The sequence below is a fragment of the Streptomyces sp. NBC_01016 genome (assembly GCF_026341035.1).
Classification (GTDB): domain Bacteria; phylum Actinomycetota; class Actinomycetes; order Streptomycetales; family Streptomycetaceae; genus Streptomyces.
Map to the genome: position 1 here is coordinate 3,993,085 of NZ_JAPEOQ010000001.1, position 20,125 is coordinate 4,013,209.

Consider the following 20,125-nt stretch of genomic DNA (forward strand, 5'->3'; position numbering starts at 1 on the left):
CGACTTCTTCTCCGGCCAAGGGACGCGCACGTGACCGAAAGATCTGCACTCCACCCCGGCTCCGCCGCCCCCGACGGCAAGCGCGTCGACGAGCTGCTCGCCCGGCTCTCGCTCGACGAACGCATCGCGCTCCTGCACCAGTTCGCGCCCGCGGTCCCGCGCCTCGACCTCGCCGCGTTCCGCACCGGACAGGAGGCACTGCACGGCGTCGCGTGGATGGGAGGGGCCACCGTCTTCCCGCAGGCCGTCGGCCTCGGAGCCACCTGGAACGACGAGCTGCTGCACCGGATCGGTACGGCCGTCTCCGCGGAGGCCCGCGCGATGCGGCAGCACGACGACCGGGTCGGCCTCAACGTCTGGGCGCCCGTGGTGAATCTGCTGCGCAACCCGCTGTGGGGCAGGAACGAAGAGGGCTACGCCGAGGACCCCCACCTCACCGCCGCGATCGCCACGGCGTACACCCGCGGCCTGCGCGGCGACCACCCCGAGTACTGGCGCACGGCCCCCGTCCTCAAGCACTGGCTCGCCCACAACAACGAGACGGACCGGGACACCTCCAACGCCTCCGTGCGCCCACGGGTGCTGCACGAGTACGACCTCCGGGCGTTCAAGCGGCCCGTCGAGGCGGGCGCGGTGGCCGGAGTCATGCCCGCCTACAACCTCGTCAACGGCCGCCCCAACCACGTATCGCCGTATCTGCGCGAGCAGTTGAGAACCTGGACCGACGACGAGCTCCTCGTCTGCTCCGACGCGGGCGCGCCCAGCAACCTCGTCGACTCCGAGCACTACTTCGCCACGCACGAGGAGGCCGTCGCCGCCGCCCTGCGCGCGGGAGTCGACAGCTTCACCGACCACGGCACCGACTCCTCGACGATCGTCGGGCGGCTGCGACGCGCGTACGACCAGGGGCTGATCTCCGAGGCCGACATCGACGCGGCCGTGCGCAGACAGCTCGAAGTACGGGCCCGTCTTGGCGAGTTCGCGGACACCGACCCCTTCGACCAGGACTGGGGCTTCGACGCCGACGCCCATCGCGCGCTCGCCCAGGAGGCCGCCGAGCAGGCGATCGTGCTGCTCAAGAACGACGGCCTGCTGCCGCTCGCCGAGCACACCCGGATCGCGGTGGTCGGCCTGCTCGCCGACGAGTGCAAGACGGACTGGTACAGCGGCACCCTCATCCGCCGCTCGACACCCCTCGACGGGCTGCGGGAACGTTTCGGCGCGGAGCGCGTCACGTACGCGGAGGGCGCGGACCGGGTGCGGCTGCGGTGCGCCGAGGGGTGGGTGTGCGTCCCCGAGGTACGGGACGAGGTGGCCTCCAAGGTCTCCGGTGCCGAGGTCGAGTCCGATGTCTCCGGTGCGGCCCTCGACCCCGCGCTGATCGCCGGTCGCACCGACCTGCCGCCGCTCCGCGTCTCGCCGTCCGCCGAGGGCGCCGAACTCGCCCTGGTCGACTGGGGATCCGGCGTCCGCACGCTCCGCGCACCCGACGGCCACTACCTCTCGGTCGCCGACGACGGCTACGTCCGGGCCTCCGCCGAGCGGCCGGGCGGCTGGGTCGTCCAGGAGACGTACACGTTCGAACCGCACGGAAACGGTCACCTCCTCAGGCACGCAGGGACGGGTCGGTACGTGTCGGTCGCCGCCGACGGCCTGAAGGTTGCCGACCAGGGCACGGTTTTCGAGGTCGACGTCATAGAGCGCGGAGCCGATGCCGTGGCCAGGGTGGCCGCCGACGCGGACGTGGTGCTCGTCTTCGCGGGCAACGACCCGCACATCAACGGCCGCGAGACCGAGGACCGCACGACCCTCGAACTCCCGCCACAGCAGGTGGAGTTGTGGCGCACGGCCCGCGCCGCCAACCCGCGCACGGCCCTCGCCCTCGTCTCCTCGTACCCGTACGCCGTCCCCGACGCGGACACCGAACTGCCCGCCCTGCTGTGGACCGCGCACGGCGGCCAGGCCGCGGGCCGCGCACTCGCCCGCGTCCTCGCAGGCGGCGTGAGCCCGGCGGGCCGGCTCCCGCAGACCTGGTACGCGGCCGACACCGACCTGCCCGGCCTCCTTGACTACGACATCATCGGCTCGCGCCAGACGTACCTCTACTTCGAGGGCGCACCGCTCTACCCGTTCGGACACGGCCTGTCCTACGCGCGGTTCACCTACGACGCGCTGTTCGTGTCCTGCCCGGACGACCTGACGGTGGAGGTCACCTTCACCGTCACGAACACGGGCTCGCGCACGGCCGACGAGGTGCCGCAGCTGTATCTGCGGGCGGTGGACGCCGCCGTGCCGCGCCCGCGCCGGCAACTCGTCGGGCACCGCCGCATCACCCTTGGCGCCGGGGCGTCGGAGCGCGTCACCTTCCGCGTTCCGGTCGCCGAGTTCGGCCACTGGGACGTCGCGCGCGGCCGCTGGAGCGTCACCGAGGGAGCGTACGAACTGCTCGTCGGCGCCTCCAGTGCGGACATCCGCCTCGCCGAGACCCTGCGCATGGACGGCGACGCGCCCGCTCCGCGCCCCGCCCTCACCGAGGGCCTTGCCGCGGCGACGTACGACGAGCGGCGCGGCGACATCGAGATCGTCGACCGCACGAAGACACACGGCGACGCCGTGACCGGAACGGGTGAACTCCTCTACAGGGAATGCGACTTCGGGGCGGAAGGTGTCTCGGCGGTGCGCCTCGACGTCGCGGGCGAGGGGGCCGTGGATGTGGTCGACGGCCCTCGCGTCGAGGTGCCCGCGACCGGCGGACCGTACGACTACGTCACCGTCGACGCGCCCTTCGTCGCCACCGGAGTGCGCGATCTGCGCGTCCGGCTGGGCGGTGGCGTCCGCCTGGCGCGCATCAACTTCGCCCAGCGGGGGACCGGTGCATGAGGGCACGGGGGCGGGGGTGACACCACATCCCAGACGTGAGTAAGGTGAGCCTTACCTAAGTTTGGAGTGGAGATGGTCAACCCAGTGGCGCACCAGGAGCTCACCCCCGCCGAGCGGGCGCGGACGATCCTCGCCGCGGCCGACACCTTGACCCTGACCCTGACCACCACGACCGAGGCCCGGCTTCGGCTGGACTGCGTGGGGCTCTACGCCGTGGACGCCGCGTCCCGGCTCATCCTGCTCGACCCCGCGGACCCCCGGCTGACCGCGGCGCTCGCCACGGCGCCGCACTCGGGCCTCGCCGCGTACGCGGAGTTCACGGACGTGGCCCCCGTCGTCGTACGCGACCGGGTGCGGGCCCGCCTCGCCTTCAGCGGGCGCCTCGGGGGTGCGGGTCCCGACACCCTGGTGTTCCGTCCCGCGCGGGCCGCCTTCGCCGAGGACGACTCCGTGCGCGTCCTGGACGTGACGGAACTCGCCGCGGCGGCGCCCGACCCGCTGGCAGGGGTCGAGGCGGAACTGCTCTCGCACCTGGACACGGGCCACGCGGACCTGCTCGTCCAACTCGCGGAAATGGCCGGGGATCTGGACCTGTCCGAGGTGGCGGACATCCGGCCCGTACGCCTCGACCGCAGGGGTCTCGTCCTGCGCCTCGAACGCGCCGCCGAGGAGTACGAGGACGTCCGCATCACCTTCCACACCCCCGCGATCGGCCCCCACGAAGTGGGCCACCGCATCCAGGAACTCCTCGACGTCGCGGCCGCCCGCGCGCACCGCTGAACGGAGGCGCCATGCAGCGCGGCAACATCACCGCCACCCGCGTCAAGCCCGAGTCGGCGCGGCCCCTGCGCCTGCACGTCCTGCGCAGCGAACGCCTCTCGCCGCACTTCGTCCGGGTCACCCTCGGGGGCGGTGACATCGCGCACTTCCGGCCGATGGGCTACGACCAGTGGTTCCGTCTCTTCCTCCCGGCGGGGCCCGACGCGGACGCCTCGCTCGGCCGGGTCCCTGACCGGCTGAGTGCGGTCAGCTACCTGAAACTCCTCGGCGGCCCCAAGGAATCCCGGCCCGTCCTGCGCAACTACACGGTCCGCGCGCATCGCGCCGAAGGCCCCCAGGGTCCGGAGCTGGACGTCGACTTCGTGCTCCACGGCCACGACGACGAGGCCGCCGCAGGACCCGCCGCGACCTGGGCGAGCAACTGCGGACCCGGCGACGCGGTCGTCCTCGTCGACGAGGGCACCGGCTTCAACATGCCCGAGGGAATCGGCCAAGTCGCCCTCACCGCCGACGAGTCGGGCGTGCCCGCGCTCGCAGGTGTGCTCGCCTCGCTGCCCGCAGACACCACGGGCTGGGCCGTCGCGGAAGTGCCGACCGCCGAGGACCGCCAGAAACTCACGGCGCCGCCCGGTGTGGAGGTCATGTGGGTCGACCGGGGCGACGACACGACCCCGCCGGTGCCCGGTGCGACGGCCCTGGACCGCGTCCGTCAACTTCCGCTTCCCAAGGGTCCGTTGTACGGGTGGGCGGTCGGGGAGTCGGGGCTCGCCACCGGGGTGCGCCGGCACTGGGTGGCTCAGGGGGTACCGAAGGACCGCATCATGTTCTGCGGGTACTGGAAACACTGAGCGCCTGCGTCTGCGCCAGGGGGGGGCGGGCTCGGCCGTTCGGACGAACAGCGCCCCATGCACGTCGAGTGGAACACCATGAACTCGCTGCTTTCCCCGAGCGACTACGGGAACGCGGCGTACAAGCGGTCCGGTGCCGGGGGCGTGAGCACGCGGCAGCCGCCGGACGGGGCCCCGGCGGCTGAACCGCTCTCAGCGATCGAGTCTTGGCTGTCGAGACTCAGCGATCGAGCTCCCGGTGCGCGCTCTCCGGGAGCCGCAGATACACGACCGAGGACACGAGGCACAGCACGGCGACGTACCAGGGGAAGAGCCCGCTGTGCCCGAGGTCCTTGAACAGCGTGCCCATGTACGGCGCCGTGCCACCGAACAGCGCCACCGTCAGCGAGTACGGGAAGCCGATGCCCGCCGCCCGCACCCGCGCCGGGAACACCTCCGCGTTGACCGCGGCCGAGATCGATGTGAAGCCGGTCAGCAGCACCATGCCGGCGCACTGCGTGAACAGCAGCGAGGCGAAGGAACCCGTCAGCGAGTGCAGCAACGGCACGCTCAGCAGCGCGAACCCGAGCCCGAAGAACAGCAGCAGCGGCTTGCGGCCGAAGCGGTCGGAGAGCATCCCGCCGATCGGCTGCAGCAGCGCGAAGAACGCCAGCGAGATCGTGCCCACGGTCAGCGCCTGCGACTTGTCGATGTCCGTGTTCAACTCCGCGTACGTCGGCAGGTACGAGGTCCACGTGTAGTACGCGAGCGTGCCGCCGGCCGTGATGCCGCAGATGAGCAGCGACTGGCGCGGGTACTGACGCAGCGCGTCGAACAGCCCCGGCCGCTCGTGCACCTCGCTCCGCGTCTCCTGCGCGCCCTGCCGGATCCAGAACCCGACAAGGCTGAGCACGGCCCCCGCGAGGAACGGCACCCGCCACCCCCAGCCGTCCATCTGCCCCTCGGCGAGCGTGGCCACGAGCACCGCGGCGACGCCGGACGCGATCAACTGCCCGATGGACGTGGACACATACTGGAACGACGAGAACAGCCCGCGCCGTCCGGGCCCCGCGGACTCCACGAGAAACGTCGTCGACGCCGCGAACTCCCCTCCCACGGACAGCCCTTGAAGCAGCCGGGCAAGGACCAGCACGATCGGCGCGAGCACCCCCACCGACGCGTACGTCGGCGTGATCCCGACCAGCAGACTGCTGCCACCCATCAGCAGAATGGTCACCGTCAACGCGGCCCGCCGCCCACGCCGGTCGGCGACGGCCCCCATCACCAGCCCACCCACCGGCCGCATGAAGAACCCGACCGCGAACACCGCGAAGGTGGCGAGCAACGGAACGAGCGAGTTCTCGGCACCCTTCGGAAACACCTGATCGGCGATGTACGTCGCCAGAAAGGTGTACGCATACCAGTCGTACCACTCGACGGCATTGCCGACGGAGGCGGCGAGCAGTTGCCTGACCGGGTGGGTCGGCGGGGCGGCGGTCTTGATCGTCTCTGTCATGATCCTGACGCTAACCGCGCGAAGTGCCTGTTCACGATCGGTTTGACGGAGTCGACACATCGCCGTCACCCGGGACGTTCCGCCGCCGGACCGATGACAACCGACCATGCGGTGCCCATCATTGGCCGAGCGCATCGAGAAGTGTCGAGAAATGAGGGGACATCATGAGCACAACCGTGACCGACGAACAGATTCAGGCTCTGGCCGCGACCGCGAAGCCCTACAGCCTGGCGATCCTTCAGTGGGGCCCGGAGCGGACCATGGACGGCGCGGGCGCGATCGAGCTCGAACACCAGCGGCGCATGGTGTCGCTGCGTGCTGAAGGGGTGATCGCGATCCTGTGTCCGGTCGGCTCGGACACCGTGGCCGGCGTCGCGATCATGACCGTGTCGGCCGAGGAGGCCGAGAAGATCATGGCCGGGGACCCCTGTGTGCAGGCCGGGATGATGCGCTGCGAGGTTCACCCGTGCCACGGCTTTCCCGGAGACGCCCTCCCCGTGTGAACGGTCGCGGCCAGGGGTGTCGGTATCCCGACGAGGAACCACCACGGGACCTCGGATGTGGTGGTGCGCCACATCACGCCGGGCCGCAGCAGTCCCGCAGGCTCCCCGCTGCCTGCCGGGCCGTGATCGACGAACGCCATCAGCGGTTGGTGTCCACGATGACCTGCCCGCCGTTGTTCGAGGCTGAACGCCCCGTGGGTCAGGAGGCGGCGGTTTCGGGGCGGGCTGGCAGGCGGATGCGGCGTCCGGCGGGGTCGAGGGCCGTCATGGCGGCGCCCAGGGCGGCTCCGACGAGCAGGCCCACGCCGTGGTTGTTGGCCATCACGCAGAGCACGAGTCCCGCGGCCGGCACGAGCAGCGCAAGGCGGCGGAGTCCGGGATTCGGGCCGCGCAGGGCGCAGACGGTGGCGAGCGCGCCGACCAGGCCGCAGATGGCGACCGAGTTGCCACCGCCGTGCGGGTTCCAGGCCTCCATGCTCACCGCCTGCGCCGCCACGCCGGGGAGCAGGTAGAGCGTGAGGGTGCTGACGGAGCCGAAGACGCGCTGGGCGACGGGGGCGACCGCGATCAGCGCCGCCAGATTGAACAGGAGTTGCAGCCGGCCGCTGGACTGGATCAGCAGCGCCGTACCGGCGCGCCACCACGCACCGTCGGGCCGTCTTTCCAGGTGGCCGGTCAAGCTTGGCCAGATGGTCTGCGCGACGTTGAAGGCCGCCATCACCCCGACCATGGCGGCCGCGGTCACGGGTATCGGCGGGCGCCAGGCGCGCAGGACGGACGGCACCCGGCTCCGCGGCCCGGCCGGTGCGGCGAGGGAGGAGTCGAGCACCTTGAGGCCCGGGCCGACCACGGCGGCGGCGCAGGCGTACAGGGTCAGGTCGTGCACGTTCATCCCGGCTCTGCTCTCTCGTGGGACCGCGGCCGCGGGAGGTCGTGGTCGGCGGGTCGTGCGGTGTCGTGAGAGCCACCGTAGCCACAAGCGGGGTCCCTGGGGCCGTTCTGCTGTCAGGGCCGCTTCAGCCGTGTACGTGCGGATGTCATGGCTTCCCCGGAGACGCCCTCCCCGCGTGAACGGCTCCGGCCCGGGGTGGCCGTTGTTGGACGGCCTTAGCGGTTGCCGCGCTCGGAACCGGCGGCGGCGTGGAGTTTGTTGCCCTGTCGGCGGTCCTGTACGCCCACGGCGAGTGTGAGGGCCGCGCCGATCGCGATCGGTGTCAGGATCCCGACGAAGAACCACCACGGGACCTCGGGCGTGGTGGTGGTGCGCCACATCACGATGTTGGCGATGACAAAGGACAGCCCGATTCCGATGTTGGTGACGAGCAGTGCCACGGCCATCCGGCGGGCTCCGGTGCGTGTCGCGGGGCGTTGGCTGCCGCCGATCGCGAACCGGGGTTCGCCGTCGGGCAGTTCGGCGGCCGGCGTGGCCCGCAGCAGCAGCGCGGCGGTGACGGGCAGCAGCACGGTCACACCCGCGTAGACGAAGACGAGGGTGAACGCGGCGCCCACGCTCTTGTCCGTCCAGGCGTCCACGCCACCGCCGCCGATGTGCTGCGGGATGCGGTCGGGAAGGTGCGGATACACGGCGACGCCCCAGGCGACCATCCCGGCCAGCAGCAACACGCCGGCCGCCAGCCAGGCCCAGGGGAAGCGCGGCGGGGTGTACGTGGCTTCCGGCATGTTCCCATTGTGGGGGATCTCGGGCCGCATGAACCTTTCCCGGGACCGGCAGTGATCCACGGCCGCCGGCTGCCGGGAACGAGCCGTCCGGTGACCGTCCCTACGCCCCCGCCGTGCGGCTACCCCCGCTTGTAGGCGATCACGGCCGTCGTCACCAGGCACGGAGCCGGTGGCACCATCTCGACGCGCAGGGTGCCCCGCGTCGCGTCGTAGTCGATGCCCTCGGACTCGAACGTTCCCTTGCAGACGCTGCGTTGGGGGATCGCGAAGGCGGACGTCACGTGGCCGGTGACCGGTTGGCCGTCGAGGGGGCGGTCCAGGGTGATGTCGAGGACCTCCTTGGTCGTGGCGTCGGACGAGCAGAGGAGGTGGGTGGCGTCGGTGAAGTCGCAGCCCTGGATGTTCGTGACCGGCTTGTCGAGGGATATCTGGCCGGCCTGCGGGAGGTTGGTGCCGGGCTGCGGCGCGGAGGGGTTGAGGACGGGGGCCGGGAAGACCTGGAGGCGGTCGCGCGTGCCCCACTCGCCGGACACCAGCCACTGGTCATCGGGTGACACGGACGCGAACGAGTTGTTGAGCATCTCGCCCGGGTCCAGGGCGTGTTCGTACGTGGTGCGCTTCCCGTCCGCCGTGGTCACCGCGAACATCTTCTTCGTCGCGCTGTCGCCTCCCTGATACGCGTCGAAGGTGAGGCCGCGCGCCACGTCCGGGTCGCCCACGTGACTCCAGCCCGCGACGCGCAGGGGCAGCGGCACCGAGCCGAGGCCGCGGTACACGAGCGTCCCGTCCGCGCGGGAGGCCAGGCCCTGGCTGCCCGTCAGCGAATTCACGTGCGAGGTGCCGGTCTCGGTCCAGGTGGGCGCGGCGGACGCCGTGGTCGCGCCGAGCGTCAGGGCGCCCAGGGCGGTGGCCAGGGTCAGCGCGGAGCGTCTTTTGTGCCACTTCTTGTGCCGGGTCATGAAAGTCACCCTGCCCCATGATCGGTGCGCGCAGGGGACGTTCGGGCAGGGTGGCGGATTGCCGCCGTACGCCTGCGCCCAGAGATGTAAAGGGTTGTAAAGGCGCCGTATAGGGGGAGTGACCGCAAAGCCCCCAGCTATGGCCTGGCATTGCCTGGCTGACGTTGTGTCATCACGCAGCGTGGCGGAATGAACTCCTCCCGGGTGTGACGCGTCTTACTCAAAACGAGACCGAGAAATCCGCTCGAGGTGTGACGCCGGAGAGTCACCATGCGCTTGACTTGGCGAACCCCCAACTAGGAGAGCTCATGCGACCGTTCGCACTGAACTATGCCCGCCCCACGCGAGAGGCAGAGGTCAGGGCGCCGTATATGTACGACGCAACACTGCAGTTGAACGTGCTCGCCGACGGCGCAGTGGCGGCGCGCGACTACGCAGTGTTGCGGGAGTTCGCGGCCACCACCTCCACCGCGGGTTCGAAAACCCATTTCGACGACTGAACGGCCCTGCGGAAATGACCGTGCTGATCCTGACGAGTGAACAGGATGTGACGGCAGACATGGCTGTCGTCGAAATGAATGCCAATGGAATCCCTGTCCTACGGCTCGACCCCGCCGAACTGCCGGGCGGCGTAGGCCTCTCGGGCGAGTTCGCGCACGGGACGTTCCACGGCCACCTGTCGGTCGGTGGCCGGGTCGTCAGCATGAGCGGCCTGCGCTCCATCTGGGTGCGCCGCCCCGGCGTGCCCGCCGCCCACGCGGAAGCCGCTTCGCCCTGGCTCACCGAGGAGGCCTCGCAGTCCCTGTACGGGATGCTGCGGTGCACCGAGGCGCGCTGGATGAACCACCCCGACTCCGCCCGCCAGGCCCGCCACAAGCCCTGGCAGTTATGGCTGGCACGCGCCTGCGGACTGCCCGTGCCCCCCACGCTGATCACCACATTCCCGCGCGCCGCCCGTGAGTTCGCCGCGCGCTACCCCGACCTGATCGTGAAGCCGGTCTCCGGCAAGCACCCGGACGACGTCGGGCTCGCCGTGCCGACCACACGCGTGCGCCCGGGCGAGGACTACCAGGACGTCGCGAACGGACCGACGTTGCTGCAGCGACGGGTGCGCAGGGCCGCGGACATCCGCCTGACCTGTGTGGGCGACCAACTGTTCGCGGCGCGCGCGGCGGGTTCGCCGGACGCCGAGGACGCGCGGCAGAGCGACGAGGCAACCGTGGACGACGTGCGGTTCGACGCTGCCGCGGGCCCTTGGCGCCCGATACCCGTGCCCCGCCGCGTCGCCGACGCGGCGCGCGCCTATCTGACCCGCGCCCAACTGGCGTACGGGGCATTCGACTTCGCCGAGGACGCCGACGGCATCTGGTGGTTCCTGGAGTGCAACCAGTCCGGCCAGTTCGGCTTCATCGAGATCGAGACGGGGCAGCCCATCGGCCGCGCCGTCGCCCAGTGGCTGGCGGGCGAGCCATTCGGGCCCGTATCGGCCGCGGGCGAGGGCGGCGAGCGCGCCCTCGGCGGCGCGGGGTGTGGCTGACACGACTCGCCGGTGATCTTTACGGACGGTGGACGGCGGGGTACGAGAGGAGTGGCCGACCGGCCGCCCGCCCCGTCGCTGAGGGAGCACCACCGTATGACCGACGCCACCGCAGTCACCAGGCAGGGAACCCTGCGCGGCCGCACCGAGGACGGGATCGCCGCCTTCCTCGGAGTGCCGTACGCCGCCGCCCCGTTCGGCCCCCGCCGCTTCGCCGCGCCCGGGCCCGCCGAGCCGTGGACCGGGGAGCGCGACGCCACGGAGTACGGGCAGAGCGCGCCCAAGGCCCCGTACGCCCCGCCGTTCGACGCGCTGATCCCGGAGACCAGTCAGGACGGGCCCGACTGCCTCAACCTGAACGTCTGGACCCCGGAGCCGGGCCCCGGCGCCCGCCTTCCCGTCATGGTGTGGCTGCACGGCGGGTCCTTCTCCAACGGCTCCGCGAACTCCTCCGGTTACCGCGGCGACACCTTCGCCCGCGACGGCGTCGTCTTCGTCGGCGTCAACTACCGCCTGGGCGTGGACGGATTCCTGCACCTGCCGGGGGCGCCCGACAACCGGGGCCTGCTCGACATGATCGCCGCGCTTGAGTGGGTGCGCGACAACATCGAGGCGTTCGGCGGGGACCCGGACCGGGTGACCGTGTTCGGTGAGTCGGCGGGCGGGGTGGCGATCGGCCGGCTGCTCGTCGAGCCGCGCGCCCGCGGCCTGTTCCGGCGTGCCGTCCTGCAGAGCGGGGCCTGCCACCACTTCGTGCGGCCCGACACCGCGCGCCGCATCGGGGAGCGGATGGCCGAGCGGCTCGGCGTGCCGCACACCGCGGAGGCGTTCGCGGCGGTGCCGCTGCCGGAACTGATCGCGGCGCAGGGCGCGTTGACGGACGAGTTCAAGCGGCGGCCCGACCCGGCGGTGTGGGGCGACGCGGCGCTGAACGGGATGGTCTTCGAGCCGGTCGCCGACGAGCGCACGCTGCCGGGGCCGGACGCGGGCGTGGACATCCTCGTCGGCAGCAACCGCGAGGAGAACCGGCTCTACATGGTGCCGACCGGGCGCTTCGCCACCATCAGCGAGGGGCGGGTGAAGCGCGGCGCCGAGGCCTTCGGCGCCGACCTGGACGGGTACCGGGCGAGCCGGCCGGACGCGAGCCCCGGCGAACTCCTCGACGCCATCGTCACCGACTGGTTCTGGCGGATCCCCGCGCTGCGCCTCGCCGAGTCCGTGCCGGGCTCGTACGTCTACGAGTTCGCCTGGCGGTCCCCGCAGTTCGGCGGCGAGCTCGGGGCCTGCCACGCCCTGGAGCTCGGCTTCGTCTTCGACCGCGTCGACGACCCGGACTACGCGGCGCTCGCCGGCAAGGACGCCCCGGCGGACCTCGCCCGCGCGATGCACGGCGCGTGGGTCGCGTTCGCCACGTCCGGGGACCCCGGCTGGGCGGCGTACGACCCGGCGGGGGAGCGGGCGACCATGGTGTTCGACGCGGGCGCCTGCCGGGTCGAGGCGGACCCGCGGGCGGCCGAGCGGGAGCTGTGGGAGGGCGCCCGCTGAGGGCTGGATCCATGTCCGGTATGGCGCGATAGTGTGCCCCGGTGACGACGCATTCGAACACTCCTGCAGGTTGGTATCCGGACCCCCAGGGGGCGCCCCAGGCGCTGCGGTGGTGGGACGGCGCCCAGTGGACCGGGCACACGCACGCCGGTCAGGCGCAGGCCGTGGCCCCCGCCCAGGCTGCGGGCCAGGTGCCGCAGCAGCAGGCGCAGGCGCAGGCCGCCGGGGTGCAGCGTCAGGTGCAGCAGCAGGCGGGCGTCGCGGGGGCCGGGCAGGGCGGCGGCACGCTGTTCACCGAGCCGGTCCTCGTGGTGAACCAGAAGGCCAAGCTGATCGAGCTGACGAACGAGTACAGCGTCATGGATCAGCACGGCAACCACCTGGGCTCCGTCGTCCAGGTCGGCCAGAGCGCCATGAAGAAGGCGCTGCGCTTCGTCGCCAGCGTCGACCAGTTCATGACGCACCGGCTGGAGATCCGGGACGCGTACGGGCAGCCGCACATGGTGCTCACGCGGCCCGCGAAGTTCATCAAGTCGCGGGTCGTCGTCGAGCGCCCGGACGGGGCGCCGGTCGGCGAGATCGTCCAGCAGAACGCCATCGGCAAGATCAACTTCGCGATGATGGCGAACGGTCAGCAGATCGGCGCGATCAAGGCGGAGAACTGGCGGGCCTGGAACTTCGCGATCGTCGACCATGCGGACAACGAGGTCGCGCGGATCACGAAGACGTGGGAGGGGCTCGCCAAGACGATGTTCACGACTGCGGACAACTATGTGTTGCAGGTGCGCTATCAGTTGCCGGAGCCGTTGTTGAGCCTGGTCGTTGCGACTGCGCTCACGGTGGATACGGCGTTGAAGCAGGACTCCCGCGGGTTCGGGTGACCTGTTTTGTGTTGCGGCTCTACGGGGTTGCGGTCACGGGGCTCTGCCCCGGACCCCGCTGCTCAATCGCCGCAGGGGCTTAATTTGCCAGAGCCGCTTGATCGGCCACAGTGGCCTGCTCGGGCAGCGTGGCTTGGTCGGTCTGTGCGTGATGTGTGTGGGTGAGTAGCACCACGCCCCCCGTTGCCAGGATTGCTCCCACGGCCGCGAGGCTCCAGCCGGCTGCGCCGCCCTGGAGGTGCTCGCCCAGGAGGGCCAGGCCGATGATCGATGCGGCCATGGGGTTCGCGAGGGTCACCATCGCGAGCGGAGCGCCGAGGCCGCCGCGGTAGGCCGTCTGGGAGAGCAGGAGGCCGCCTGCCGCGAAGGCTGCCACCAGTAGCGCGACCGCGATCACTCGTACGTCGAGCAGCGGGCCCGTGCGGTCGGTGACCGCCACCGTCACGGTCTGCGTGAGGGCGGAGGCCACGCCGGACGCGACGCCGGACGCGGTGGCGTGGCGCAGGCCCGGCTTCGCGCCGCGCCGGGAGAGCGCGCCGATGAGCGCCGCCGTCACCGCGGCTACGCCGAGCGCCTCGGGCAGTGAGAGCGTGTCGTCGGGGGCGGGTCCTGACGCCGTCACGAGCAGCGCGCCGAGGCCCACGAGCGTAAGCGCCGTGCCCCGCCACTCGCCGGGCGTGACGTGCCGCCCCGCGACCCGCGCCCCCAACGGCACCGCCGCGACGAGGGTGAGCGCGCCGAGCGGCTGGACGAGGGTGAGCGGGCCGTACTTGAGCGCGGCGACGTGCAGCAGCGCGGCCAGGGCGTTGAGCCCGACCGACCACCACCAGGCCCCCGTTCCGAGCAGCCGCAGCACACCCGCCCCGGACTTGGCGGCGAGCCGCTCCTGGGCCACGGCCGCGGCGGCGTAGGCGACGGCGGAGACGAGGGAGAGGGCGACGGCGAGCAGTGTGGCGGTCATCGTGCCGCTCCGGTCGCGAGGCTCGCGGTCGGCTGGGACGCGTTAGAGGCAGAGGCAGAGGCGGAGTCCGGCGCGGTGATCACCTGGAACGGTATGTGCGTCGGAGTCGCCGCGGCGAGCACGTCGGCGGCCGTGAGCGCGTCGGGCGGCGTACGGAACGCGGCCGGAGCCGGCGTCCACGGCGTCGGCGTGTGTCGGGTCTCCATGATGTGCGGCGCGGTCGCGGTCGTGGGGGCCGGCACCGGGAACAGGTGGCGCCAGAAGCCGGTCGCGTCCACCGCGCGCGGCAGCCGGATCACCGCGAGCGCGGCGCCGAGCAGCAGCGTCGCCACGATCGTGTCGAGCCAGTAGTGGTTGGCGGTACCCACGATCACGAGCAGCGTGAACAGCGGGTGCAGCAGCCACAGCCAGCGCCACCGCGAGCGGGTCGCGGCGACCAGGCCGATCGCGACCATCAGGGCCCAGCCGAAGTGCAGTGAGGGCATCGCGGCGAACTGGTTGGCCATGGTGTCCGTGGCGGGCTTCGCGGCGTACACCGAGGGGCCGTAGACCTGCGCCGTGTCGACGAGGTGCGCGGCGCCCAGCATCCGCGGCGGGGCCAGCGGGAACGTCAGGTGCAGCACGAGCGCGGCCGCGGTCAGTACCGCGAGCACGCGCCGCGTCCACAGGTAGTGGCGCGGGCGGCGCAGGTAGAGGAAGACGAGCAGCGCGATCGTGGCCGGGAAGTGCACGGACGCGTAATAGATGTTCGCGGCGTGCACGAGGGTGTCGCTGCTCAGTAGCGCGTCCTGCACCGCGCCCTCGCCGGGCAGGTGCACGGCACGCTCGAAGCTCCACACGTGGTCGGCGTTGTGGAACGCCTCGGCGGTGTGGCCGTTGGCCAGCTGCCGCCCGAGCTTGTAGACGAGGAAAAGTCCCACGACCAGCAAGAGCTCACGTATCAGGGGTGGCCGGACGGCGTGCTGCTCCGGTTCCCTCATGTTCCCGTTCATCGATACGCCAGTGTACCGATACGGTGGCGTACCGGTACACTGGCGTATCGATAGTCCGGTGTGATCTCATCGACACTGCCGCCGACCGAGGAGTGAGTGAGGGCCATGACGACGCGAGACCAGGCCACCGAAGCCGCGCCCGCCGCCTCGCGCCGCTCCAAGATCACCCCTGAGCGGGCGCAGGAGTTCTACGACGTCGTCCTCGATCAGCTGCGGGAGTCCGGGTACGGGGCGCTCACCATGGAGGGCGTCGCCGCGCAGGCCTGTTGCAGCAAGTCCACGCTGTACCGGCAGTGGAAGACGAAGCCGCAGCTCGTGGCCGCCGCGCTGCGGGCCGGACGCTGTGGCAAGTTCTTCACAGCCGACACGGGTACGCTCGCGGGAGACCTCTGCGCAGCCGCGCGCAACGCGGCGTCGCAGGCCAAGCCGGACACCGTACTGTTGCAGGCCCTCGGCCACGCCGCCCTCCAGGACGACGAGCTGAAGGGCGCGCTGCGCGAGGCGCTGATCGAGCCGGAACTCGCGTCGATCGACTCGATGGTGAAGCGGGCGGTGGCGCGCGGCGAGATCGCCGCGGACCATCCCGCGCTGCCCTACGTGGCCGCGCAGCTCTTCGGAGTCATGCGCAGCCGACCGATCCTGGAAGGGCGCGACGCCGACGGGGACTATCTGGTCCGCTTCGTCGAGAGCGCGCTGGTTCCGGGGCTGGGGCTTGCGAGCAAGCCCTCGGGTCCGACTCTGGAGGGTCGGGCCACCTGAACGGGAGGCCGCCGGTCGCAGGGATGACCGACCGGTGGTCTGCCCGCGCCGCACCGTGGGGACGGGGGCGGCGCGCACCCCCGGCCGGGCGGGTTCCTCCTTGAGCGGAGGGGGACCCGCCCGGCCGAATTCGTACGGGGGCCGGAGCGGTGCCGGCGGCGCTCATACCGTTTTCGCCGCGGTACTCAGACGTTTTCGCCGGCGTCGCCGTTGCCGGTGACCGTGGCCTTCTTGATGCCCTTGAGGATCTTGTCGATCGACTCGGCCTTCGGCCCTGTCGACTTGTCGGCGGCGGTGTGCGGCATGTCCACGCCGACGCGCAGCACGACGAGCTTGTCGGGGTTGGCGGGCGAGGGGAAGGCGGCCGACTCCACCCACGCGTCGACGCCCGACTTCGTCTCGACGCTCCAGCGGACCCGGTAGCCCTTCTGCCCGGCGACCGTGACCGCCTTCGCGAACACCTGCTTGTGACCCGTGATCCCCTGGTAGGTCTTGCCGCCGTAGGACGACTTCGCGTTCTTGGCGATGTCCTCCTTCGCGGCCGCCTTCGCCGACTTCGCGTCGAGCTTGAGGCGCTTCGCCGACGAGGTGGACGCGCCGCCCTTCACGCAGACGTCGTCCTTCGAGTTGGGGCAGGGGTACGGGCCGATGGTGATGCCGGCGACGCCCGCGCCGTCGGTGCCGGTCCAGTTCTTGATGACCGGAATCGCCACCCCGTTGCTGACGTCGGTGGCGAAGCCCTTGTCGAGCGGTGCCTGCGGCGAGGCCCCCGGAGCGTCGGGCGTCGGGCTCTCGCCGCCTCCGGCGCCCCCGCTGTCGCCGGGGGCGCCGGGCCCCTCGGGGTTCGCCTCCTTCGGGCTCTGCGACCGGGAGTCCGCCTTGTCGTTCTTGTTGTCGCCGTCGCCGCCCGACGTGAGGGCGTAGACGCCGGTGCCGATCCCCGCGAGCACCACGACCGCGATCCCCGCGGCGATGGCTATTCGCCCCTTGCCGCGCGACTTCTGCGGCAACTGGCCCGGATATGCCGGGTAGTTGGGGTATGCCGGATTCGCTCCGGGTGGGGTCGGCTGCTGCGTGAACGGCGCCGGGGCCTGTTGCTGTGCCGGGGCCTGCTGCTGCGGCGGGGTGGTGGCGGGCCGGGTCTGGTCGGTCCAGCGGGCGCCGTCCCACCAGCGTTCGGTGCGCGGGCCGCCTGGAACCTGCCCCGGATCGGAGTACCAGCCTGCGGGAGTCTGCGACGTCATGGACGGAACAGTATGAGGCCCGCCTGAAAAGGGGATGAGAGGGTTCGCCGATGCGGTCGGGATCGTTATCGGGGGCGGCCGGGCCCCCGGGCTGGGCCTCCGGCCCGACTCCGGCTCGGCTCCGGCCCGACTCCCGGCTCGGCTCCCGGCCCGGCCCCGGCCCGAGTTGGCGGACCGGGGTCCCATCTCGGGCCAAATGTCACCGGCTGCCGAGACGCCCCACGAAGTCAGGGCCTCGCGGACTAGTCTCGTGACCAGTACGTCGATCGCTCCATGTGATCGGCTGCGACCGGACACCGGGACGACACCGGGAACGACAACGGGAGGCTGCGGGATGACCCAGGGACGGCATGCCGAAGCCGCGCCCTCCGGCTCTCCTCTGCAGGAGGGCGCGCGCCTGTGGGAGCGGGAGTCCGAACTCGACGTCGCGGCACGCGCCCTCGATGAGCTGTACGGCGACTCCGCGGCCTCGGGCAGCCTCGTCGTCTACAAGGGAGAGGCGGGCATCGGCAAGACCGCCCTGCTCTCCGGCGTGCGCGAGATGGCGGCGGGCCGGGCCACCGTGTGGTCGGCGCGGGGCGGCGAGACGGTCACCTCCGTCCCCTTCAACGTCGTACGCCAACTCCTGCAGCCCGCCCTCGCGGTGCTCTCCGAGGAAGAGGCCCGAGAGTACTTCGGTGACTGGTACGACATCGCGGGCCCCGCCCTCGGTATCGCGGAGCCCACCGGGCGGCAGGCCGACCCGCAGGGCGTGCGCGACGGACTCGTCGCCGCCGCGTCCCGACTGGCCCGCCTGCACTGGCCGTTGGTGCTGCTCATCGACGACGCGCACTGGGCCGACGTGGAGACCCTGGAGTGGCTCGCCGCGTTCGCCGAACGCCTCGACGACCTGCCGGTGTTCGTCGTCGTGGCGCAGCGCGAGGCCGAGGACGGGCGCGCCGCCGCCTGCCTGGACGCGGTGGCCGCCGCCGCCCGCCCCGGCGTCTCCCGGCTGAGCGCCCTCACCCCGGACGCCACCGCGGGCCTGACCCGCGCCACGCTCGGCGCCCACGCCGACGACCCGTTCTGCCGCGAGGTGTGGGCCGTCACGGGCGGAAACCCGTACGAGACCGTCGAGTTGCTCGCCAAGGTCCAGGACAGCGAGCTTCAGCCCGACGAGCGGGCAGCCGTCGAACTGCGGGCGCTCAACCGGTCCGCCCGCGGCCGCGGCCTGGTCACCCGCCTCGAAGGGCTCGGCACCGACGCGACCCGGTTCGCCTGGGCCGCCGCCATCCTCGGCACCCACATCGAGCCGGGCCTTGCCGCGCTGCTCGCCGGCATGAACCCCGAGCAGGCCGGACGCTGCGCCGAGCAGCTGCGCACCGCCCGCATCCTGACCGACACCGGGTCCCCCGGATCGGGGTACGGCGCCACCGACACCCTGGAGTTCGTCCACCCGTTGATCGCGTCCGCCGTGTACGACGCGATCCCGCCGGCCACCCGTACCGCCATGCACGGCCAGGCCGCGTGGGCGGTCACCGCGTCCGGGCACGGCCCCGCCGCGGCCTCCCGGCACCTCCTCGAGGTGCATCCGGACGACGACCCCGAGCTCGTCGAGCAGCTGCGTGCCGCCTCCCGCGAGCACCTCGCCGTCGGTGCGCCCACCGCGGCCCGGCGCTGCCTGGAGCGCGCCCTCCAGGAACCGCCGCTGCCCGAGGTCCGGCCGCACGTGCTGTACGAGCTGGGCTGCGCCACGCTGCTCACCTCGCCGTCCACCACCGTCGCGCACCTGCGCGCCGCCCTCGACTCCGCCCCCGGGCTCTTCGGCGAGGACCGCGTCGACGCGGTGTGCCGGCTCGCTCAGGCCCTCGTCCACACCAACCAGTTGGACGACGCGCTCACCGCCCTCGACGCCGAGACCGCTCAGCAGAAGGAGGGGAACCAGCGGCTGCGCCTGCGGGCCACCCGCCTCTTCTGGGAGTGCATCTACGCCGGCGAGCACGATCCGCAGGACCGCTCCCGCAGCCTTGCCGAACTCGCCGGGCGCGTCACCGGGCGCGACAACCCCGAGCGCGTCCTGCTGATCCTGCGCGCCTTCGACATGATGAACCGCGGGGAGAACGCCGAGGAGGTCGCGGAGTACTGCGACCGCTCCCTGGTCAACGGACGCCTCGCGCCGGGCCTCGGCTGGACCGACCCCGAGTGGGGCTTCGAGATCCTCATCGCGCTCGGCCTCTCCTACCTCTTCTCCGACCGACTCGACCGCGCCGAGAGCCTGTTCACGGAGAGCATGCGGGCCTACGAGACCGCCGGCTGGAGCGGCGGCCACCTCTCCCTCGCGCACGCCTTCGTCGGGTACGTCCACCGCAGGCGCGGCCGGCTCAACGATGCGGAAGCGTTCCTGCGTGAGGGGCTGCGCCTGGCCGACCGGGTGGGCCGCGGGCTGCCCATGCACTGGTCCGCGGCGGCCATGCTCATCGACACGCTGCTCGCCCGCGGCAAGCCCGACGAGGCGCTCCGGATCGCCGACCGGTACGGATTCGCCGCGCCCTACCCGTCGATGATCCTGCTGCCCGACGCCCACTCGGTGCGCGGCCGGCTGTTGCTCGCCGTCGGCCGCACCGAAGAGGGCATCAGCGAACTGGAGACCGGCGGCAAGGTCGCCCTGGCCCGCGGCGGCCACAACACCGTCGTCGCGTCGTGGGCCGGCGACCTGGCCCTCGCCCTCGCCGACACCGACCCGCGGCGCGCCGCCGAACTCGCCGCCCAGTCCCGCGTCCAGGCCGAGCGGTTCGGTACGGACACCGCGATCGGCGAGGCGCTGCGGGTCGCTGCCGCGCTGGCCACGGGACGGGAACAGCTCACCCTGTACGCGAAGGCCGTCACGTACCTCGAAGCGTCCCCCTGCGCGTACGAACACGCTCGGGCGCGGGTCGAGTACGGGATCGCCGCGCGGTCACTGTCCGAGCTCAACCGCGGTCTGCAGCTGGCCCGTTCGTGCGGGGCGGACGCGTTGACGGCGCGGGCGCGGGAGGTTTTGGAGACGGGACGGGGGCTGCGCTAGCCGCGCCCCGTCTCCGGG

General features: G+C 72.0%; 16 protein-coding genes and 1 pseudogene. 10 read left to right on the plus strand and 7 right to left on the minus strand.

Annotated elements, in window-relative coordinates; translation table 11 throughout:
- The first annotated feature begins 30 nt into the window (after window positions 1-30).
- The 3 genes from OG746_RS17950 (at window position 31) to OG746_RS17960 (ending at window position 4,508) form a co-directional block, all read left to right on the plus strand.
- The gene (locus OG746_RS17950; protein WP_266715684.1) at window positions 31-2,880 is read left to right on the plus strand and encodes a glycoside hydrolase family 3 C-terminal domain-containing protein; all 2,850 of its coding nucleotides are present in this window, start codon (window positions 31-33) and stop codon (window positions 2,878-2,880) included.
- A 72-nt stretch (window positions 2,881-2,952) separates the two neighbouring features.
- Entirely contained in the window at window positions 2,953-3,660 is a 708-nt protein-coding gene (locus tag OG746_RS17955; RefSeq protein WP_266715685.1) for a DUF2470 domain-containing protein, read from the plus strand.
- Between the two features lie 11 nt (window positions 3,661-3,671).
- Window positions 3,672-4,508, plus strand: a complete 837-nt coding sequence (locus tag OG746_RS17960) for a siderophore-interacting protein (protein WP_266715686.1) — start codon at window positions 3,672-3,674, stop codon at window positions 4,506-4,508.
- Window positions 4,509-4,728: 220 nt separating this feature from the next.
- Here OG746_RS17960 and OG746_RS17965 read toward each other — a convergent pair whose 3' ends face one another.
- Window positions 4,729-6,003, minus strand: a complete 1,275-nt coding sequence (locus OG746_RS17965) for an MFS transporter (protein WP_266715687.1) — start codon at window positions 6,001-6,003, stop codon at window positions 4,729-4,731.
- A gap of 176 nt (window positions 6,004-6,179) precedes the next feature.
- On the opposite strand from OG746_RS17965, the gene OG746_RS17970 reads away from it, so the two are divergent.
- A complete protein-coding gene (locus OG746_RS17970; protein WP_266715688.1) occupies window positions 6,180-6,506 on the plus strand; it encodes a YciI family protein in 327 nt (108 codons plus the stop codon).
- 199 nt (window positions 6,507-6,705) lie between these two features.
- On the opposite strand, the gene OG746_RS17975 is transcribed toward OG746_RS17970, so the two are convergent.
- The 3 genes from OG746_RS17975 to OG746_RS17985 all read right to left on the minus strand — a co-directional run bounded on the left by OG746_RS17975 (window position 6,706) and on the right by OG746_RS17985 (window position 9,145).
- The gene (locus OG746_RS17975) at window positions 6,706-7,398 is read right to left on the minus strand and encodes a rhomboid family intramembrane serine protease (RefSeq protein WP_266715690.1); all 693 of its coding nucleotides are present in this window, start codon (window positions 7,396-7,398) and stop codon (window positions 6,706-6,708) included.
- A gap of 215 nt (window positions 7,399-7,613) precedes the next feature.
- Entirely contained in the window at window positions 7,614-8,186 is a 573-nt protein-coding gene (locus OG746_RS17980; RefSeq protein WP_266715692.1) for a DUF1648 domain-containing protein, read from the minus strand.
- 119 nt (window positions 8,187-8,305) lie between these two features.
- Window positions 8,306-9,145: a hypothetical protein gene (locus OG746_RS17985; RefSeq protein WP_266715694.1), complete on the minus strand. Its 840-nt coding sequence runs from the start codon at window positions 9,143-9,145 to the stop codon at window positions 8,306-8,308.
- Between the two features lie 308 nt (window positions 9,146-9,453).
- Between OG746_RS17985 and tgmA the strand changes: the two genes are divergently transcribed.
- From tgmA to OG746_RS18005, 4 genes are all read left to right on the plus strand, one after another.
- Window positions 9,454-9,645, plus strand: coding sequence for a putative ATP-grasp-modified RiPP (gene tgmA, locus OG746_RS17990; protein WP_266715696.1), 192 nt, complete (start codon window positions 9,454-9,456; stop codon window positions 9,643-9,645).
- Between the two features lie 14 nt (window positions 9,646-9,659).
- Complete coding sequence (gene tgmB / locus OG746_RS17995; RefSeq protein ID WP_266715698.1) at window positions 9,660-10,682, plus strand: ATP-grasp ribosomal peptide maturase; 1,023 nt, start codon at window positions 9,660-9,662, stop codon at window positions 10,680-10,682.
- 96 nt (window positions 10,683-10,778) lie between these two features.
- Complete coding sequence (locus OG746_RS18000) at window positions 10,779-12,227, plus strand: carboxylesterase/lipase family protein (protein WP_266715700.1); 1,449 nt, start codon at window positions 10,779-10,781, stop codon at window positions 12,225-12,227.
- A gap of 41 nt (window positions 12,228-12,268) precedes the next feature.
- The gene (locus tag OG746_RS18005) at window positions 12,269-13,108 is read left to right on the plus strand and encodes an LURP-one-related family protein (protein ID WP_266715702.1); all 840 of its coding nucleotides are present in this window, start codon (window positions 12,269-12,271) and stop codon (window positions 13,106-13,108) included.
- A 79-nt stretch (window positions 13,109-13,187) separates the two neighbouring features.
- Here the strand turns inward: OG746_RS18005 and OG746_RS18010 are convergent, their stop codons facing one another.
- Complete coding sequence (locus OG746_RS18010; RefSeq protein WP_266715703.1) at window positions 13,188-14,069, minus strand: DMT family transporter; 882 nt, start codon at window positions 14,067-14,069, stop codon at window positions 13,188-13,190.
- A gap of 269 nt (window positions 14,070-14,338) precedes the next feature.
- A pseudogene (locus OG746_RS18015) lies at window positions 14,339-15,049 on the minus strand (phosphatase PAP2 family protein); the annotation flags it as partial.
- A 117-nt stretch (window positions 15,050-15,166) separates the two neighbouring features.
- Between OG746_RS18015 and OG746_RS18020 the strand changes: the two are divergent.
- Entirely contained in the window at window positions 15,167-15,820 is a 654-nt protein-coding gene (locus tag OG746_RS18020; protein WP_266715706.1) for a TetR/AcrR family transcriptional regulator, read from the plus strand.
- A 185-nt stretch (window positions 15,821-16,005) separates the two neighbouring features.
- Here OG746_RS18020 and OG746_RS18025 read toward each other — a convergent pair whose 3' ends face one another.
- Window positions 16,006-17,064, minus strand: coding sequence for a DUF2510 domain-containing protein (locus OG746_RS18025; protein ID WP_266715708.1), 1,059 nt, complete (start codon window positions 17,062-17,064; stop codon window positions 16,006-16,008).
- 334 nt (window positions 17,065-17,398) lie between these two features.
- Between OG746_RS18025 and OG746_RS18030 the strand changes: the two genes are divergently transcribed.
- Window positions 17,399-20,107 (plus strand): ATP-binding protein, encoded by a 2,709-nt coding sequence (locus tag OG746_RS18030; protein WP_266715710.1) that lies wholly within the window; start codon window positions 17,399-17,401, stop codon window positions 20,105-20,107.
- Window positions 20,108-20,125: the final 18 nt, after the last annotated feature.

What these genes read in the sequence shown, in the direction of transcription:
- OG746_RS17985 (WP_266715694.1), bottom strand. Translation starts at nt 9,145, where the DNA reads ATGACCCGGCACAAGAAGTGGCACAAAAGACGCTCCGCGCTGACCCTG.
- OG746_RS17975 (WP_266715690.1), bottom strand. Translation starts at nt 7,398, where the DNA reads ATGAACGTGCACGACCTGACCCTGTACGCCTGCGCCGCCGCCGTGGTC.
- OG746_RS18000 (WP_266715700.1), top strand. Translation starts at nt 10,779, where the DNA reads ATGACCGACGCCACCGCAGTCACCAGGCAGGGAACCCTGCGCGGCCGC.
- tgmA (WP_266715696.1), top strand. Translation starts at nt 9,454, where the DNA reads ATGCGACCGTTCGCACTGAACTATGCCCGCCCCACGCGAGAGGCAGAG.
- OG746_RS17960 (WP_266715686.1), top strand. Translation starts at nt 3,672, where the DNA reads ATGCAGCGCGGCAACATCACCGCCACCCGCGTCAAGCCCGAGTCGGCG.
- OG746_RS18010 (WP_266715703.1), bottom strand. Translation starts at nt 14,069, where the DNA reads ATGACCGCCACACTGCTCGCCGTCGCCCTCTCCCTCGTCTCCGCCGTC.
- OG746_RS18020 (WP_266715706.1), top strand. Translation starts at nt 15,167, where the DNA reads ATGACGACGCGAGACCAGGCCACCGAAGCCGCGCCCGCCGCCTCGCGC.
- OG746_RS17965 (WP_266715687.1), bottom strand. Translation starts at nt 6,003, where the DNA reads ATGACAGAGACGATCAAGACCGCCGCCCCGCCGACCCACCCGGTCAGG.
- OG746_RS18025 (WP_266715708.1), bottom strand. Translation starts at nt 17,064, where the DNA reads ATGACGTCGCAGACTCCCGCAGGCTGGTACTCCGATCCGGGGCAGGTT.
- OG746_RS17955 (WP_266715685.1), top strand. Translation starts at nt 2,953, where the DNA reads ATGGTCAACCCAGTGGCGCACCAGGAGCTCACCCCCGCCGAGCGGGCG.
- OG746_RS18030 (WP_266715710.1), top strand. Translation starts at nt 17,399, where the DNA reads ATGACCCAGGGACGGCATGCCGAAGCCGCGCCCTCCGGCTCTCCTCTG.
- tgmB (WP_266715698.1), top strand. Translation starts at nt 9,660, where the DNA reads ATGACCGTGCTGATCCTGACGAGTGAACAGGATGTGACGGCAGACATG.
- OG746_RS17980 (WP_266715692.1), bottom strand. Translation starts at nt 8,186, where the DNA reads ATGCCGGAAGCCACGTACACCCCGCCGCGCTTCCCCTGGGCCTGGCTG.